This is a genomic window from Kitasatospora sp. NPDC088351, from assembly GCF_040685575.1.
GTDB lineage: Bacteria > Actinomycetota > Actinomycetes > Streptomycetales > Streptomycetaceae > Kitasatospora.
The window spans coordinates 1-16,574 of record NZ_JBFBIL010000022.1 but is presented as its reverse complement, the minus strand read 5'-3'; the positions used below and the strand labels follow the sequence as shown (position 1 = coordinate 16,574).

At 73.8% G+C, this 16,574-nt stretch carries 15 protein-coding genes and 2 pseudogenes; 12 read left to right on the top strand and 5 right to left on the bottom strand.

All coding sequences use genetic code 11. The features are described 5' to 3' along the window. The first annotated feature begins 121 nt into the window (after window positions 1-121). Complete coding sequence (locus tag AB0P06_RS17650; protein ID WP_363608195.1) at window positions 122-349, top strand: transposase; 228 nt, start codon at window positions 122-124, stop codon at window positions 347-349. 229 nt (window positions 350-578) lie between these two features. Here the strand turns inward: AB0P06_RS17650 and AB0P06_RS17645 are convergent, their stop codons facing one another. Beyond that, window positions 579-2,114, bottom strand: a complete 1,536-nt coding sequence (locus AB0P06_RS17645; RefSeq protein ID WP_363608194.1) for an FAD-binding protein — start codon at window positions 2,112-2,114, stop codon at window positions 579-581. A 907-nt stretch (window positions 2,115-3,021) separates the two neighbouring features. Between AB0P06_RS17645 and AB0P06_RS17640 the strand changes: the two genes are divergently transcribed. The 8 genes from AB0P06_RS17640 to AB0P06_RS17605 all read left to right on the top strand — a co-directional run bounded on the left by AB0P06_RS17640 (window position 3,022) and on the right by AB0P06_RS17605 (window position 11,073). Beyond that, a complete protein-coding gene (locus tag AB0P06_RS17640) occupies window positions 3,022-4,074 on the top strand; it encodes a serine hydrolase domain-containing protein (RefSeq protein ID WP_363608193.1) in 1,053 nt (350 codons plus the stop codon). 240 nt (window positions 4,075-4,314) lie between these two features. Continuing rightward, a complete protein-coding gene (locus tag AB0P06_RS17635; protein ID WP_363608192.1) occupies window positions 4,315-4,614 on the top strand; it encodes a YciI family protein in 300 nt (99 codons plus the stop codon). A 182-nt stretch (window positions 4,615-4,796) separates the two neighbouring features. Beyond that, window positions 4,797-6,446 (top strand): phosphoglucomutase (alpha-D-glucose-1,6-bisphosphate-dependent), encoded by a 1,650-nt coding sequence (gene pgm / locus AB0P06_RS17630; protein ID WP_363608191.1) that lies wholly within the window; start codon window positions 4,797-4,799, stop codon window positions 6,444-6,446. A 443-nt stretch (window positions 6,447-6,889) separates the two neighbouring features. Next, entirely contained in the window at window positions 6,890-7,450 is a 561-nt protein-coding gene (locus AB0P06_RS17625) for an RNA polymerase sigma factor (protein WP_363608190.1), read from the top strand. Beyond that, on the top strand, window positions 7,447-8,271 hold the full coding sequence (locus AB0P06_RS17620) for a zf-HC2 domain-containing protein (protein WP_363608189.1): 825 nt from the start codon (window positions 7,447-7,449) through the stop codon (window positions 8,269-8,271). The genes AB0P06_RS17625 and AB0P06_RS17620 overlap by 4 nt, the downstream gene beginning before the upstream one ends. 32 nt (window positions 8,272-8,303) lie before the next feature. Next, window positions 8,304-9,113: an ABC transporter ATP-binding protein gene (locus AB0P06_RS17615; protein ID WP_363608188.1), complete on the top strand. Its 810-nt coding sequence runs from the start codon at window positions 8,304-8,306 to the stop codon at window positions 9,111-9,113. Beyond that, window positions 9,110-10,504: a hypothetical protein gene (locus AB0P06_RS17610; RefSeq protein WP_363608187.1), complete on the top strand. Its 1,395-nt coding sequence runs from the start codon at window positions 9,110-9,112 to the stop codon at window positions 10,502-10,504. Before AB0P06_RS17615 ends, AB0P06_RS17610 begins: the two co-directional genes overlap by 4 nt. Then, window positions 10,501-11,073, top strand: a complete 573-nt coding sequence (locus AB0P06_RS17605) for a hypothetical protein (protein WP_363608186.1) — start codon at window positions 10,501-10,503, stop codon at window positions 11,071-11,073. Before AB0P06_RS17610 ends, AB0P06_RS17605 begins: the two co-directional genes overlap by 4 nt. Before the next feature lie 462 nt (window positions 11,074-11,535). Here AB0P06_RS17605 and ccsB read toward each other — a convergent pair whose 3' ends face one another. The 3 genes from ccsB to AB0P06_RS17590 all read right to left on the bottom strand — a co-directional run bounded on the left by ccsB (window position 11,536) and on the right by AB0P06_RS17590 (window position 14,974). After that, entirely contained in the window at window positions 11,536-12,669 is a 1,134-nt protein-coding gene (gene ccsB, locus AB0P06_RS17600; RefSeq protein ID WP_363608309.1) for a c-type cytochrome biogenesis protein CcsB, read from the bottom strand. Between the two features lie 498 nt (window positions 12,670-13,167). Further along, on the bottom strand, window positions 13,168-13,572 hold the full coding sequence (locus AB0P06_RS17595; protein ID WP_363608307.1) for a MarR family transcriptional regulator: 405 nt from the start codon (window positions 13,570-13,572) through the stop codon (window positions 13,168-13,170). A 202-nt stretch (window positions 13,573-13,774) separates the two neighbouring features. Beyond that, window positions 13,775-14,974 (bottom strand): MFS transporter, encoded by a 1,200-nt coding sequence (locus tag AB0P06_RS17590; protein WP_363608185.1) that lies wholly within the window; start codon window positions 14,972-14,974, stop codon window positions 13,775-13,777. A 139-nt stretch (window positions 14,975-15,113) separates the two neighbouring features. Between AB0P06_RS17590 and AB0P06_RS17585 the strand changes: the two genes are divergently transcribed. Further along, window positions 15,114-15,482 (top strand): transcriptional regulator, encoded by a 369-nt coding sequence (locus AB0P06_RS17585; protein WP_363608184.1) that lies wholly within the window; start codon window positions 15,114-15,116, stop codon window positions 15,480-15,482. Between the two features lie 149 nt (window positions 15,483-15,631). Then, window positions 15,632-16,234: pseudogene (locus AB0P06_RS17580) on the top strand (hypothetical protein); the annotation flags it as partial. Here the strand turns inward: AB0P06_RS17580 and AB0P06_RS17575 are convergent. Further along, a complete protein-coding gene (locus AB0P06_RS17575; RefSeq protein ID WP_363608323.1) occupies window positions 16,202-16,351 on the bottom strand; it encodes a hypothetical protein in 150 nt (49 codons plus the stop codon). The pseudogene AB0P06_RS17580 and the gene AB0P06_RS17575 overlap by 33 nt on opposite strands. A 3-nt stretch (window positions 16,352-16,354) precedes the next feature. On the opposite strand from AB0P06_RS17575, the pseudogene AB0P06_RS17570 reads away from it, so the two are divergent. Continuing rightward, window positions 16,355-16,574, top strand: a pseudogene (locus AB0P06_RS17570) (hypothetical protein); the annotation flags it as partial.

Sequence of the window (16,574 nt, the reverse complement as noted above, 5' to 3'; positions counted from 1 at the left end):
TCGTGGAGTCCCTGATGTCTGGGTTTGTTGCGATCCAGGCGTAAGGAGAACCACGAGCAATGCCAGCACCACGCAAGTACCCCGATGAACTCCGCGAGCGCGCCGTACGCGAGTCGCCCATGTGGCCCGCGACCTCGGCATCCACCAGGAGGCCCTGCGGTCCCGGGTCCGGCAGGCCGAGGCCGACGCCGGAGAGCGGGACGACCGCCTCACCACCGTCGAGCGCGACGAGCTGAAGGAACTCCGCAGGGAAGCCGCCGAGTTGAGGCGGGCCAAGGAGATCCTGAAGGCCGCCAGCGTGTTTTTTGCCCAGGAGATCGGCCGTCCCCGGACGAGGCCGAGCAGGTGATCGACCACCTTCGTGACGGCTTCGGGGCCGATCCCGTCTGCCGGGTGCCCGCCGAGGACGAGCATCTTCGACTCGGACGGCAGCACCACGCGACGCCCGAGCTCCCACTCGCGGCACAACCCCGACGTCCGCATCCCGGGGACCACCTCACGGCGGGTACGCACCGCCTGGTCCGACCCCCCTGTGTCCGCCCCGGCCCAACGGCCGGGGCGGACACAGGGCGCGCCCGTCAGGCGTGGATGCCCTGCCCCGGGGTGAGGATCCCCGCCGGGTCGAAACGCCGCTTCGCCGCCACCACCGACGACCACCGCGCCCCGTAGTGTCGGCCCCAGTCCGCGCCCGTCATCCCCGGGATCGCTCCGATCAGGTAGCGTTTGCCGCCCAGTGCTACCGCTCGTTCGTACAGCCGTCGGTTGCGGGTGAGCATAGCTGCGGTATCCGTGTCGGGGCCGGGGAACGCCAGCAGGTCGAAGTGCCAGCCCACCGGTTCGTCGGGTATCACCGCCAGTGGGCGGGTGAACCGTTTCGCCGTGTACGGGTAGAACAACAGGATCCCCGCTCCCAGATCCTCCGGCGTCAACACCTCCGCCGCCTCCCGCATGAACGTTTCCGCACGCGAGGCTGGCAGGAACAGGCTCAGCCACGGCTTCGGCAGCCCCCAGTACCCGGCCGCCTTCAGGTATCCCGCGAAAGCGTCGACCCGGAACGCGTACTCGCGTACCCCCTGGTCCGTCACCGTCGTCTCACCCGCCGCGCACCGCAGTCCCCGCAGCAGCGCATCCCGGTCCGGTAGCGTCGTGCCGTCGTAGTGTGCCACCGCTTCCACCTTGTACCGCCACCGGGTACCGGCCGTGTCCCGTACCACCTCGCCGACCTGCAGGTCGAACCGTTCCTCGGCCATCAGCCGTTCCTGGTCCGCCAGATACGTGCCCAGGTCGTCGTAGAACAGGTTGAACACCAGTGCCCGTTCCCGTGCCGGTACCAGCCGCACCGTCGCCCGTACGATGATCCCGACCTGACCGCCGCCGGCCAGTACCGCGTCGAACAGTTCCCGGTTGCGTGTCGCGCTGGCCGTCACCAGCTGTCCCTGCCCGGTCACCACGTCGACCGATTCGACCGTGTCCGCCTGCAGTCCGAACCGCTGCACACCACCGCCGATCCCGCCGACACTCAGCGTCCCGCCCACCGACAGGTGCAGATAGTCCGTCAGGCACGGGGGCATCCACCCCTTCGCCAGTGCCGCGTCCGTCAGCCGCGCCCACGTCACACCGGCCTCCACCACGGCCCGCCCCGGGGCGAGGGAGACGATCCGGTCCAGACCCCGGGCGTCGATCGCGACACCGCCGGGCGCACCGGCCTGCCCGTAGCTGGAGTGCGACTCCAACTGCGCCGCGCCGGTGCCGGTGTCCGGGTTCCCGCTCTGTCCGTTCATGGCGACGGGGATCCGGTGGCGGCGGGCGAAGCCGACCACCTCCACGATGTCGCGTACCGATCCGGGGTGCAGTACGGCGCGTGGCGCGGCGTTCACCAGGTGTCCGAAGTCGCCGGCGAACCGGGCGAGTTCAGTGCCTCCGGTGACCATCGTCCCGTCCAGGCGCGGCAGTGCCGCGACTCCCGGCGGCACGCCCGCGCCGGACTCCCCGCCACCGGCGGCACCGGGGGTGCCGGGGGCGAGGGCCCATGTGCGCCCGGCGGTGTTCCAGCCGATCACCGCGGCCGCCGCACCGGCGAGGAGACCGCGGCGCGGCAGATCCGACCTGCTCATATCAGGATCCTCCGATCAATCGTCAAAGAGGGATTGTTGTACCGCAGCAGGCACCTACCCGCGCAATCCCCGCGTCGCTGAAGCCGCTCCGACCGCTCCAGCCGCGCCAGTGCCTCCAGCGCCCGGGCGAGCACCTTCGCCCGGTACGGGGGCCTCGTGAAGCGCCCGCGCCACCCGCCCGGCCTCCTCCAGCAGCGCCCGCCGGGCCCGCGGCAGCTTCCGTACCTCGGGCCACTCGCATGCCCTCATCAGCACGCACGCCAGCTTCGACCCGTACACCCGCGGACTGACCTCCGTCAGCAGCCGGTACACCCACCGTGCATCCGCGCCCGCCTGCGCGGCACCCGCCGGTCGCACGTGGGCAGCAGCGTCTGTGCCTGCCACGTCAGGTCCTGGTCCACCGTCATGTTCCTCCTCGTTCCTTCGCGTCTCTTCCGGGGCCGGGCGGCAGGGCACACGTGCCGGCTTCCGGCGGGCGGGTGCGGGTGCGGGTACGGGTACGGGGTCGGGGTCGGGGGAGTGGGTGACGATGAGTCCGCGCCTGCCCGCCACTGCCGGGCAAGGCGGAACCGGCGTGCGCTGTGTCCTGTCACCAGAGCCTTGTGACCTGGCAGGAGGGGGCCTGACATGCTCACCGGGCCCGGTTCGGTGCCCGGCGCCCGGCAGCGTCCTGTGGTGCGGAGGCGGGTGTCCGGTGTTGTGTGGTGCGGCAGCGTTCTGCCGTGTGGATCCGGGTGTTCGCTGCCGTGTGGTGTGGTCGTGTCCGGGTCTAGCGTGGGCGTCCATGAGGACACCCGTACTGGCCATCTCTCTTGTCTCCCTCGTCTGTCTTGTGACGGGCGCCGCCCCGGCCGCCGCCGGGCCCTTACCGGACGCGAACGGACCCGGTTGCGGCGACCACCGTGCCGTGGCGCATGCACTGGAGCGGCTCACCGGCGAGTACCGGCTGGCCGGAGCGGTCGTGGAGGTGGCCGATCCCGTCTGCGGACGCTGGAGCCTGGCCTCCGGCCGGGCCGACCTGGACACCGGGCGCCCGGCGAGTGCCGGGGACCGTCTGCGGATCGGCAGCATCACGAAGACGTTCACCGCGACCGTGGTCCTCCAGCTCGTCGACGAGGGCCGGCTCTCCCTCGACGCCACCGTCGACGACTACCTGCCCGGACTGGTCCGCGGCAACGGCTACGACGGCCGCACCATCACGGTGCGCCAGCTCCTCCAGCACACCAGCGGCCTGCCCGACCACGCCGACGCGTTCGCCACCGCCGACACCGACTGGCTGCGCCACCACGACTTCACGCCCAGGGAACTCGTCGAGGCGGCGCTGCGGCTTCCCCCTCCCGCCACCACCTGGCACTACTCGACCACCAACTATGTCCTGGCGGGTCTGCTGATCGAGCGGGTCACCGGCCGCAGTTACGAGAGCGAGACGGAGCGGCGGATCATCCGGCCGCTGGGGCTGCGTGACACCTACTGGCCCGGTGGCTCCGAGGTCATCCGCGGGCGGCATTCCCACAGCTACTTCACCGTCGAGCGGGACGGTGCGGCGGTGCGGGTGGACGGTACCCGCTGGAACACCTCCGCGGGCGGCGCGGGCGGCGCGCTCGTCTCCACGCCCTCCGACGTCAACCGTTTCCTCGACGCCCTGCTCGGCGGGCGGCTGCTGTCCCCGCGGCAGCTCGCCCGGATGCGGGACACGGTGCCCGGCGATCCCGGCCGGCTGGGCCCGGGCGGCCGTTACGGACTCGGGCTGATCACCTCCCCGCTGTCCTGCGGCGGGCAGTGGAGCGGTCACACCGGGTCGACCCGGGCCGGGCATCACGCCATCACCGCGATGGCGCCCGGCGGCCGCCACCTGACGGTCGCCGTCAACGAGACCCCGACCACCGAGGAGAGCGTCGCCGCCTTCGTCGCCGTCGTGGACACCGCCCTGTGCGAACCCCCGGCACGGCACCCGGCCTAACGCCCGGCACAGCGCCCGGCCGGGCCCACGGACCCGGCGCGGGCCCGGTGCGGCACCGGCTGACGGGGCGTCGCGGGCGGGGGCCTGTCGTCAAACCTCCCGCCTGCGCGCCGACGCCCCCAGCTTTCGGCCGGGAGGTGCCCCCACCGCATCGCGTCCCTCCTCCGCCCTTGCGATGCACGCATCCCAGCGTCGTCACGCCCGCCCTCCGGGCGGACGACGGGGGCTAGCCTTGGTGTCATGTTCGTTCTGGAGCTGACCTGTACCGCTTCCCTGGATCGCGTCGACGCCGCGCTCGCGCGGCACGTCGACTGGTTGCGCGAGCACTACGAGGCGGGCACGTTTCTCGCCTCCGGCCGTAAGGTGCCCCGTGACGGCGGTGTCATCATCGCGGTCGGCGGGGACCGGGCGGCGGTCGAGGAGCTCACCCGTACCGACCCGTTCGCCCGTGAGGGCCTGGCCTCGTACCGGGTCACGGAGTTCCTCGCCACCACCACCGCCCCCGCCCTGGACGCCCACCGCCAGCAGCCGCCCGCCTGACACCCGCCCGGGCCCCTGCCCGGGCCCCGTCCGGACTCTGTCCGGGTCCGGGCCTGGTGTGCTGTGGTGCCCCGTGCGTTGGGTGGGGTCGTGTGCTGGTTACGATCGGTGAGCGCGGGGGAAGGATGCGCGGGGCCGTGGGGGCCACGCGTGCGGGCAGGGAAACTGGCGGGAGAAGACGTATGGCACACGCACGGGCCGGACAGCCGGCGCAGCCGGGTGATCTGGTGGATGTCGCGCGGCTGGTGACGGCGTACTACGCGTTGCATCCGGATCCGCAGGAGCCGGGGCAGCGGGTGGCGTTCGGTACCTCGGGGCACCGCGGGTCGTCGCTGGACGCGGCGTTCAACGAGGACCATATCGCCGCGACCACGCAGGCGATCTGTGAGTACCGGGCGGAGCAGGGGGTCAGTGGTCCGTTGTTCCTCGGTGCGGACACCCACGCGCTGTCCGAGCCGGCGAGGGTGACCGCGGTGGAGGTCCTGGCGGCCAACGGTGTGAGTGTGCTGCTGGACAGCGCGGACGGTTACACCCCGACTCCGGCTCTCTCGCACGCGGTCCTTGCCCACAACCGCCGTCATCCGCAGGCGCTGGCGGACGGTATCGTGGTGACGCCTTCGCACAACCCGCCGCGTGACGGCGGGTTCAAGTACAACCCGCCCAGTGGCGGCCCGGCGGGCTCGGAGGCCACCGGGTGGATCCAGGACCGTGCCAACGCCCTGATCCGTGAGGGTCTGCGCGGGGTCAAGCGGGTGCCGTACGCCCGCGCGCTGGCGGCGGCGACCACCGGCCGCTACGACTACCTCACCGCGTACACCGAGGATCTGGTGTCGGTGCTGGATCTGGACGCGGTGCGGGCGGCGGGCCTGCGGATCGGTGCGGACCCGCTGGGCGGGGCGTCGGTGGCGTACTGGGGGCGGATCGCCGAGACGCACCGCCTGGACCTGACGGTGGTCAACCCCCTGACGGATCCCACCTGGCGGTTCATGACGCTGGACTGGGACGGCAGGATCCGGATGGACTGCTCCTCGCCCTTCGCGATGGCCTCGCTGATCGGGCGCCGTGACGAGTACGCGATCGCCACGGGCAACGACGCGGACGCCGACCGGCACGGCATCGTCACCCCGGACGGGGGCCTGATGAACCCCAACCACTACCTGGCGGTGGCCGTCGACTACCTCTACCGTCACCGCGGCGAGTGGCCCTTGGACGCGGCGGTCGGCAAGACGCTGGTGTCCTCCTCGATGCTCGACCGGGTCGCCGCCGACCTGAAGCGCGAGCTGGTGGAGGTGCCGGTGGGCTTCAAGTGGTTCGTCGACGGGCTGCTGGAGGGCTCGATCGCCTTCGGTGGCGAGGAGTCGGCCGGGGCGTCGTTCCTGCGCCGCGACGGCGGGGTGTGGACCACCGACAAGGACGGCATCCTGCTCGCGCTGCTGGCTTCGGAGATCACCGCGGTCACCGGCCGCACCCCCAGCCAGTACTACCAGGACCTGACCGCCCGTTTCGGTACCCCCGCCTACGCCCGGGTGGACGCCCCCGCCGACCGCGGGCAGAAGGCGCTGCTGGCCCGGCTGTCGCCGGAGCGGGTACGCGCCGGTGAACTGGCCGGCGAGCCGGTCACCGCCGTCCTGTCGCACGCCCCGGGCAACGGCGCGGCCATCGGCGGCATCAAGGTCTGCACCGAGAACGCCTGGTTCGCGGCCCGCCCCTCCGGCACCGAGGACGTGTACAAGATCTACGCCGAGTCCTTCCACGGCCCCGAGCACCTCGCCCGGGTCCAGGACGAGGCACGCCAGCTCGTCGGCGAGGTCCTCACCGGCCCCACCACCTGACACCCCCCCGCCCGGGCCGCCGAACCGGGCGGCCGCCCGCACGGGCCGCCCGGCCGGAACCCCGGCCGGGCGTCCCGTGCCCGTGGCGGGGCGGCCTCGCCCGCTCCTGCCGGAACCGCCGCGCGGGCAACAGCCCGCGGTGGCGGCCGGCAGGTGTCGTGCCCCCGGGTACCACGCCCCGGGGCCGGCCGGCACGCCCGGGTCCCGCGTCCTGCGGTCGGCCGCACGCCCGTGAACACCCCCGGTCGGCACACCACCCCGCCGTCATCAACCCCCCGTCATCACCTCCCCGGTGACCGGCCCCTGTCGGCGGCCCCGGCCCGGTCGCCGTCACGGACCGCACCCCCCGCCGCCCCCCGCTGTCCTCGGCCACCCCTCCCGGCGTCGTGACGCAGATCACGGCGGGCGCAGAACCCGCGCGCCGTGTCCGGCGTCTGGCTGGTGTGAGATCACGCAGGAGAACACCGGACGGGCTGGACGAGGAACACCTCTTGCGGCTGGTGGCCAGAGGCGACCGCGGGGCGTTCGACGAGCTGTACCGGCGTACGGCGCCGTGGCTGGCGGTGCGGCTGCGCCGCCGTTGCGCGGACGAGCAGATCGTCGCGGAGGTCATGCAGGAGACCTATCTGGCGGTGTGGCGCGCGGCGGGCGCGTTCGCCGGCAGCGCGGTCGGCGGGTCGGCCGTCGGGTGGCTGTGGACGATCGCGGCTCGCCGTCTCGTCGACGCGTTCCGGCGCCGCGCCCACCACGCCGAGCCGCCCGTCGCCGCCGCGGAACGGGCGGTGGTGCCCGCGGCGGAGGAGGAGGCACTCGCCAAGGCTGTCGGCGGCGACGTGGGTGATGCCCTGCGGCGCCTGGCGCCGGAACTGCGACAGGTACTGCAGGCCACGGTCCTCGACGGGCTCTCCGTCCGGGAGACCGCGGTCCTGCTCAGACTGCCCGAAGGCACGGTCAAGACCCGTGCCCGCCGGGCCCGGATCGCGATGCGGGAGGCGCTGGCATGAGCGGGGAACACGCGTCGGGGCGGCTGATCGACGACTACGCGCGCGGTGACACGGCGATGGCCGCGGACACGGTCTGGGCGCTGGAGGCCCACCTGGAGACGTGCGCGCCGTGCCGTGGCCGCCTGGCGGCCAGCGTGGCCACCGGGGTACCCGGCGTCGCCGCGCTCGTCGACACCGTCCGGGCCGGTCTGGAACCGCAACTGGACGCGGCCGTGCCGGCACCCGCGCGCCGCCGCCCGAGGTGGGTGTCGGCGTGGCTGACACCGGTGATGACCCCGTGGCTGGCGATGACCGCCGCCGTCACCCTGATGGCGCTGCTGCTGGACGCGGTCGCGCCGGCGAGGGTCTTCGGCGACGCCTCACCCGTGCTGCTGATCGCGCCCGTGCTGCCGCTGTGCGGCGTCGCCGCCTCGTGGTCGCGCGCCCTGGACCCGGCACACGAACTGACGGCCTCGACCGCCCGGGCCGGCCTGCCCCTGCTCCTGCGGCGCACCACGGCGGTCCTCCTCGTCGTCCTGCCCGGGCTCCTGCTGGGGGGGTGGCTGACCGGGACCATGACGGCCGCCCAGTGGCTGCTGCCCTCCCTGGCCTTCACCTCCACCGCCCTGGCCCTGGGCAGCGTGATCGGCCCCGCCCGCGCCGCCACCGCCCTGGCGGCCGCGTGGGGCGCCGTCGTCGTGGCACCCGCCTGGGCCACCGGCCGCACCCCCTACGTCCTGCAACTCGCCCTGCAGCCGGACTGGCTGCCCGTATGGGCACTGCTCCTCGCGCTGGCCACCGCCGCCGTGATCGCCCGCAGGAACGCGTACTCAACGCTGTGAAACCACCGCTGACCCCCGAAAGGCACCACCGCATGACACCCGTGACGAGCGCGGCCGACACCGCGCCGAAGACCTACGCCTGGGAGATCCGCGCCGGCGCCCTGAAAGTGCGCGCCGCACGCAAGAAGACGGCCGTCGACGGGCTCGACCTCTGCCTGGGCACCGGTACCCACGGCCTCCTGGGACCCAACGGGGCGGGAAAGACCACCCTGATCCGGGCACTGGCCACCGTGCTGCCCCCCGCCGGGGGCGAACTGGAACTGCTCGGCACCCCGGTGGGCCGGGTGGGCGACCACCGGGCCTTGCGCCGCCGCATCGGCTACCTGCCGCAGGACTTCGGCTACTACAAGCGCTTCACGGTACGCGAGTTCGTCGAGTACATGGCCTGGCTGAAGGAGGTCCCGAAGACGGACATCCCCGCGGCCGTCCAGCGCGCCGTGGAACGCGTGGGCCTGGCGGACCGCGCCGACCACCGGATGAAGACCCTGTCCGGCGGCATGGTGCGCCGCGCCGGCATCGCCCAGGCCATCGTCAACGACCCCGCCCTGCTGCTGCTGGACGAGCCGACGGCCGGCCTGGACCCGGCACAGCGGCTGCGCTTTCGCGAACTGCTGCAGGAACTGGGCCGCGAGGCCTGCGTGGTCGTCTCCACCCACCTGGTCGAGGACGTCGCGGCGGCCTGCTCCGACGTGGTGCTCTTCGCCGACGGCCGCCTCGTCTTCCAGGGCACACCGGACGATCTGGCCGCGGCGGGCGGCACCGAGCACCCGGGCGACAGCCCCCTGGAGCGCGGCTACTCGGCGCTGCTGAGCACCCGCGGCCGGCAGGCAGGCACCTGGTGAACACACGTGTCCTGCGTACCGAGCTGAAACGCTCCGTCGCCCCGTGGGCCGGCGTCGTCGTCCTGGGCGGCAGCCTGGCGTTCCTCTGCCTGATCGACGGAATGTGGTGGCGGGGCGCCGCCGCGTGGACGGCCCAGTGGACGTCGATGGCGCTGACGACCCGGTGCATGCTGGCCTTCATGTGGCCACTCGCGGTGGGCTTCGGGGCGGTGCACGGGCTGCGTGATTCCCGCTCACGGATGACCGAACTGCTGACGACCACACCACGGCCGCCCTGGCACCGCGCGGCACTGCCGGCCGGCGCGACGGCGATCACACTGGCGTCGGGCTTCGGCCTCCTCGTCCTGGTGGGCGCGGTCCAGGTGGCGCTCGGCCCTGCCACCTACACGCCGCCGTCCTGGCCGGTGATCTCGCTGGTGGCGGTGCTGGCCCTGGTCGCGGGGGCCGTGTTCGGCATGGGCGTCGCGCGGGCCCTGCCCTCCGTGTTCACCCCGCCGCTCCTGGTGGTGCTCTTCCTGGCGGCGACCGTCTTCCTGCGGCTGTTCACCGACGGGGCACTGCCGTCGGGTCACCTGCCGAACCGGCTCTGCCTGCTGTCCCCGGTGACCGAGATGCCACGGCAGATGCTGCTGACCCTGTCCGGCGCCGTGGACCTCGGCCAGACGCTCTGGCTGCTCGGCCTGCTCGCCACCGGCTTCGCACTGCTGATCGCCGCGACCCGCCGGGCCCGGCTCCTCGCGGTGGCCCCCGTCCTGGCCGGCGCGGCCCTGGCCCTGCTGATCCTCCCGGCGGCCGCGCGCGACACCTACGTCGTCGACAAGGCCGCCGCCACCCTGGTCTGCGACGGCCCGGTGTGCGTGACGCGGGCGCACCGCTCACACCTGCCCGAACTCGCCCCGCGCGGCAGGGAAGCGCTGCGCGTGCTGCACGACGCCCTGGGCGACCGGGCGCCGGTCTCGGTGCGGGAGGAGACCACGCTGCGCGCGATCGCCGGCGAACGCGAACTCTCCGGCGACGTGGTGCTGATCGACTTCGACGACCCACTGCTCACCGGGGCGGCGGGGCCGGAACTGACCCGCCGGCTGGTCGCCCAGGGCCTGGCACCGAACTGCCGACCGCGTACCGTCTGGGAGGGCGGGGGGCTGGCCGGCGTCCCGGTCCAGAGCATCGTTGCGAGCTGGGCCCTCGGCGATCACGAGCTCCGGCCGCTGCGGGAGCCGGAGGCCGACGAGTACGCGCGCCGTGCCTGGGCGGACGCCGAAGCCGCCTGGGAGAAGCTGACGGCCCTGCCTCCGGCCGAGCAGCGCTCGCGGATCGCCCAGGTGCACGGCGCCGCGCTCTCCTGCGCGGACGCGCAGCTTGCGGTGCTGGCGGGGGAGGCGTCGCGATGAGGTGGCTGATGCTGTACGCGCGTTCACGGCAGGTGCCCGCCTCGGCCGCCGCGGTCCTGCTCGTCGCGTCGGCGGTGTGGGCCTTCAACCGGGGCGGCCCGGGCCCGATGGACCTGGGGATCGCGGTCCTGGTCCTGGCCGCGAACGTGGCGGCCGCCTCCGTCGGGCTCGGCGGGCAGGACGCCGCGCTGGAGCGGACGGCCGCGATCCGGTGGGCACCCCGGCGGGCGGCGCACGTGCTGCTGACCGGCGCGGCCGCCGGTGCGGCGCTGCTGGCGGTCCAGACGGCGGGAGCGGAGCTCGCCCCCGCCTGGGTCGTCGTCCGAGACAGCGCGGGCCTGGCCGGCCTGGCCGCGCTCGGTGCGGTGCTGTGCGGGGCGCAGTTCGCGTGGACCCTGCCGACCGGCTGGCTCGCGTACGCCCTCCTCGTCCCGGCTCTGCGCGGCACCGCGGGAGAGGTGGCCAGCTGGATGATCTTTCCCTCCGGTACGGCGGCGGCCACTGGTACGGCGTGGGCCCTGCTGGTGACCGGCACCGCGGTCTACGCCGTGGCAGGACCGCGACGGTAACGGGCCCGCCCGCCCCGTGCCCCGGTCGGCACGGCGCGGCCTGCCGGGTACCGGACGGTCTGCGGCAGCGGCACCTTTCCTCCAGCGGGGGTTGTCGGTTCTTGGGGGTCCGGCCGCCCGGCAGGCCGGTCCGCGGACGGTCGGCCCCGCGCCGCCGCACGGCCGACCACACGGGAGGGCACGCGGCGGGCCTTTCCCGGCAGGCGGTGCCCCGCCCCGAGAGGCCGCCATGACAGCACCAGGGGCGGGGGTTCGAGGGGCGGCCTCCTGAAGCCCCCCGGAGCGCGGACCCTGCCGGTCCCGCGTGGATCGCGACCGTCCTTTATCCGTTCGTCCTGCTGGCGGGTGTCGGCGCAGTGCTCCAGCGAAGGGATTCCTGAAGCCCGGCTCCACCGGGCCGAGGTGATACCGGGAGAGGGAGGCGCGTGTGCCGGAACCCCCGTCACGCGCCTCCCTCTCCCGTCAGCCGACTCCGGCGTACGAATGCTTGCCAGTCACGAAGATGTTGACGCCGTAGTAGTTGAAGAGAATGCAGAGGAAGGCGACCAGCGCCAGATACGCGGCCTTCCGTCCCTTCCAGCCACTGGTGGCACGCGCGTGGAGGTAGGCCGCGTACGCGATCCAGGTAATGAAGGACCACGTCTCCTTGGGGTCCCACTCCCAGTACTTTCCCCATGCCGCCTCGGCCCAGATGGCGCCCGCCACGATGGTGAAGGTCCACAGAGGGAACACCACGGCGTTCATCCGGTACGAGAACTTGTCGAGGGTTGCCGCGGCCGGCAGACGTTCCCAGACATGTGCCGAAGTCCCCCATGGGCCGTCCGGCCGGCCGGAAGCGCGCCGACTCTCGTACGAATCCTTTCCCAGGAACAGTAACGTCGCCGCGAAAGCGGTGTAGAAGGCGCCGGCGCACGCTGTCGCAGCAGTGACGTGAATGGCCAGCCAGTAGGAGTGCAGGGCCGGTACCAGCTGCTCTGTGTCCGTGTACAGCACGGTCACCGCGAGGCCGAGGGTGAGGACCACAGCTCCTGTGACCGGCAGCCCCAGCCACCTGACGGGCTTCTTCGTGGCGAGGAGGCCCAGATAGATCAGCACGGTCGCGAGGGAGAAGGCACAGGAGAACTCGTACATGTTCCCCCACGGCCACCGCGCGGCCGATATGCCCCGGGTGGCAACCCCGCCGACGTGGAGCAGCGCCCCCAGCACAGCGAGGGAGACGCCGATCCGGCCGGCGAGGTCACCCCTGGCACTCGTCCCCGCCGCACCGGGCCCGTCTGTTCCGCCGCCGTCCCCTCGGCCCGATGTCACGCTGGCGGCTCCTGCACCGGCCAGAAGAGGGCGGACGAGGGTGGTGGTTCCCCCATCGGACGAGGCAACGGTCACCGCTACCTCGCGGCGCGCGGCCCTCTCCGGGGCGGTAACCGCGTCAGCGAGGCCGGTCTGCTCGGCCGAGCGACGCGCGACCGAGCCCGAGCTGCCGAAAGTCCACTCGAAGATGTGAGCAAACATGGCCAGGAGGTACACGGATACCGCAGAGTAGATCAAAACATTGGAAAAGCGGGCGAGTTGAAGGTCAACTGTTGCAGCCAAGCTCACCATAGGCTCCCTGAATAGCAGTCAAAGAGCGGGCAGGTCCAGGTGGTTGCCCGCCGCTCCGGGGTGATTCTTGCACGCACCCCCGGGTGCCCATGCGGCGCCTCCTCGTTCGTCGAAGATGCTCAACTCGTTGATGCTGTAAGATAATTGATTTTTACTCTGCTGATTCCGTGACCGGATCCGTCCGGCGGATCGTGCGGCCCGCCCTCTGTCGCCCCACCCGCCATGGGGGCTCGCCGCCGGAAGACGCCTGGGTCGGCGCGACGATCCGGATGTGGATCGCGACCGTGGAAGCGACCGGACCGCCCAGTACAGGAGCCGGGCCGACCTCTTCTCGCTCTACCCCTCCTGGCCCCGGGACCGTGTCCGGCGGCGTCTGAGCGCCGGCGGCCCGGGAAGCCTCCGGCCTGTCGTGCGGGGGCTTCCCGGGCCGCCCGGAACGGATCGTGAACCCCCGCCGCCCTGTCCTTCGGGCCGGCACGTCCCGGGGGCGGGGGCTCAGGGCCCGGTGAACGGGCCCTGCTCGACGAAGCGCCGCAGGCCGCGGGTGAACGCCTCGGCCTCCCCGGGGGGCCAGGAGGCGAGGGTGGCGGTGATCCGCCCGGCCAGGCGCCGGCGCATCACCGCCACGGCGTCGTGACCGGCCGGGGTGAGGGCCAGCAGGGTGGCCCGCTGGTCGCCGGGGTCGGCCTCGCGGCGCAGCAGCCCGGCGGCCTCCAGGCGGGAGGCGCGCCGGCTGACACCGGAGCGGTCGAGGTCGATCTCGGTGGCGAGTTCGGCGGCGCTGCGGGCCCCGGTGCGGGCCAGGCCGCTCAGCACGGGGTAGGTGGCCTCGTCCACGGCCTCGCCCAGGCCCTCGGTCAGCTGCCGGTACAGGTGGGTGCGGGTGCCGCGCTTGAGCAGGACGGCGAGGGCGTCGGCGACGGTGTCCCCGGGAGTGGTCGAGGGCGAGGAGCCGGGGGAGGGGGTCCGGGTGCCAGGGGTGTGTGCGGGGTCCACCCCCCGATCGTAGCGTGCGTGGCGCACGCGTTCCTCGGGTAGGGTGCGAGAAGCGTGCGTAACGCACGCATTTTTCCGCCGTCCGCGCGCCCGCCCGCCGCAGGCCCTATGGCCGGGCGGCGGGGGCGGGGGTGGGTGTGGCCGGGGTGGAGGTGGACGGGTGGGTCTGGTTCTCTCCGCGGGTGGTGGCTGCGGCGGTGGCTGTGGCCGTCAGGGCGAGGGCGGTGGCCGCGAGCGGGAACCAGCGTTCGCCCAGTAGTGCGATGGACGCGCTGCCGGCTGCGCCGCCGGCGGCGGTGCCGAGGTAGAGGGCGCTGCTGTTGAGGGAGATCAGCAGGGGTGCGTTGGCCGGGTCGATCGAGGCGAGCCGGTGTGGCAGTGCCACCGACACGGCCCAGCCGGCCAGTGGGGTCACCGCCGCGTATGTGAGCGCGCCGGGCATGCTGGCCGACGCCCAGGGCAGTGCCGTGAATGCGGCTGCCGCCACCGTCGAGCCCCACAGCAGTACCCGCCGCACGCCGATCCGGTCCACCAGACGCCCGCCGAGCCAGCTGCCCGCCACCGAGGCCAGGCCCGAGACCAGCAGGACCAGGCTCAGCCGCTCGGAGCGCCCGCCGGTGGCCGGGGCGACGGCGGTGGCCAGGTAGATGTAGACCGACTGGAAGGCGAGGAAGAACACCAGTGTGGTCGCGGCCGCGCCCAGCACCCGGCGTTCGCCCAGTGGGGCCAGCCGGGCCCGCAGTCCGGGTGCGGCGGCGGGCGCGGGCAGGCCGCGCAGCAGCAGCGCCAGTCCGGCGAACGCGGCCGCCCCCAGTGCGGTGACCAGCCACATCGTCAGCCGCCAGTCGGAGCGCCCGACCCAGGTGCCCAGCGGCACGCCCAGCGCGGTGGCCACCGTCATCCCGCCCAGTACCGTGGCCAGTGCCCGCCCGCGCCGCTCGGGGCCCACCAGTGTGGTGGCCACCGCGTTGGCGGTCGGGGTGTAGAGGGCGGCCCCGGCCGCCGCCAGCACCCGGGTGGCCAGCAGGAACCCGTAGCCGGGCGCGAGCGCGCTGAGCGCGTTGGCCGCGGTGAACACGGCCAGCGCGCTCAGCAGCAGCCGCCGGCGGGGCCAGCGGGCGGTCAGCGCGGCGAGCAGCGGCGCCAGCAGCGCGTACGCGAGCGCGAACACGGTGACCAGCTGGCCCGCCGCCGGGACGGAGACCCCCAGATCGCCGGCGACCGGGCCGAGGATCCCGGCGATCACCATCGAATCGGTGCCCATGGCGAAGGTGCCGAGGGCGAGCAGGAGCAGGCGTACGGGCATGGGTTCCCCCCTGTTGGACGAACGGGCAACAGTTTGACGCTCGTCAAACATTAGGGATTGGTGGATGATTGTCAAACCATCGCGCACCACCACCGCGCCGCGGGGAGCCGCCGCAGGAGCCACAGGAGGACGACCGGCCATGGAAGACGAACGGCTGCCCCAGCCCGACAGCGACGGCATCGACCTGGTCGCGGTGCTGCACGCCCTCGGCGACCCCGTCCGGATGCGCCTGCTCGCCTCCTACGCCGACGGCGCCGAGCACTCCTGCGACCCCCGCCACCTCGGCCTGGACCACCTCCACAAGTCGACCGTCTCCCATCACATGCGGGTCCTGCGCGAGGCCGGCGTCACCAGCACCCGTGTGGCCGGGCGCAACCGTTTCGTCAGCCTGCGCCGCGCCGACCTCGACGCGCGCTTCCCCGGCCTCCTCGACGCCCTCCTGGCCTCCCTGGCCCCCGCCGAACCCCCGGCCGCCGCCGAGCCCGCCGGGGAGCCCCGCACGCCGTGAGCCCCCGGCCCGGGCCACCGGTCAGGCCCGGCCCGCCGGCGCACACCGCCCCGCCCCCGCCCCGGCCGCGCGGGCCGGCCCCGCCCCCGGGGTGGCCGTCGCGCCGGCCCGGCGACGCCCCACACCCCCTCGCATCGCACCACAGGCCTATGTCCCGGGTCGTACCCGCCGCCCCCGATCCCCGGCCGTGGCCGGACGCGCCCGCCCCCGCACCCCGGGCACGGTGGAACCCGCACCACGCGCCGGCCACCCCGAGGACAGACCACCATGACGACCCGTCACCACAGGCCCGAGCGGACCCTGACCGCCGCCCTGCTCGCCGCCACCGCCCTCCTGACCACCCTCCCCACCGCCACCGCCACCGCCGCCGCTGCGGCATCCGTACCCGCCGGGGCCGTGTCGATCCAGCTGGCCCTGCCCCCGCCCACCGGACCCCACCCCGTCGGCACCACCACCCTGCACCTGACCGACCCCACCCGCCCCGACCTCTGGGCCCCCACCCCCCGGCCCCGCGAACTCAAGACCCAGCTCTGGTACCCCGCCACCACCACCGCCGGCCACCCCGCCGCCCCCTGGGCGACCCCGCCGAAACGGCCCACCTGGAATCCGACTACCTCGGCGCCCCCGCCGGCCGCCTCACCTGGCCGCTCACCCACGGCCACCAGGACGCCCCCGCCGACCACACCACCCGCCACCCCGTCGTCCTCTACTCACCCGGCTCACGCGGCGACCGCGGCTTCGACACCGCCCTGGCCGAGGAACTCGCCTCCCGCGGCTACATCGTCGCCGCCATCGACCACACCTTCGACTCCGGCGAGGTCGAATTCCCCGGCGGACGCCTCGAAGTCCGCAACACCGCCGCCGTCCACGCCATGACCGATGCCGGCATCGTCGCCTACCGCGCCGCCGACACCCGCCTCGTCCTGGACCGGCTGACCGCCCTCGCCGCCACCGGCACCAGTCCCGACGCCGGCCACCGTCCCCCGCCCCCCGGCCTCGCCGCCGCCCTCGACCCCGCCACCGTCGGCATGTTCGGCCACTCCATGGGCGGCGCCACCACCCTGCAGACCCTCCACGACGACCCCCGCGTCC

What these genes read in the sequence shown, in the direction of transcription:
- AB0P06_RS17605 (WP_363608186.1), top strand. Translation starts at nt 10,501, where the DNA reads ATGAGGTGGCTGATGCTGTACGCGCGTTCACGGCAGGTGCCCGCCTCG.
- AB0P06_RS17620 (WP_363608189.1), top strand. Translation starts at nt 7,447, where the DNA reads ATGAGCGGGGAACACGCGTCGGGGCGGCTGATCGACGACTACGCGCGC.
- pgm (WP_363608191.1), top strand. Translation starts at nt 4,797, where the DNA reads ATGGCACACGCACGGGCCGGACAGCCGGCGCAGCCGGGTGATCTGGTG.
- AB0P06_RS17645 (WP_363608194.1), bottom strand. Translation starts at nt 2,114, where the DNA reads ATGAGCAGGTCGGATCTGCCGCGCCGCGGTCTCCTCGCCGGTGCGGCG.
- AB0P06_RS17585 (WP_363608184.1), top strand. Translation starts at nt 15,114, where the DNA reads ATGGAAGACGAACGGCTGCCCCAGCCCGACAGCGACGGCATCGACCTG.
- AB0P06_RS17615 (WP_363608188.1), top strand. Translation starts at nt 8,304, where the DNA reads ATGACACCCGTGACGAGCGCGGCCGACACCGCGCCGAAGACCTACGCC.
- AB0P06_RS17635 (WP_363608192.1), top strand. Translation starts at nt 4,315, where the DNA reads ATGTTCGTTCTGGAGCTGACCTGTACCGCTTCCCTGGATCGCGTCGAC.
- AB0P06_RS17590 (WP_363608185.1), bottom strand. Translation starts at nt 14,974, where the DNA reads ATGCCCGTACGCCTGCTCCTGCTCGCCCTCGGCACCTTCGCCATGGGC.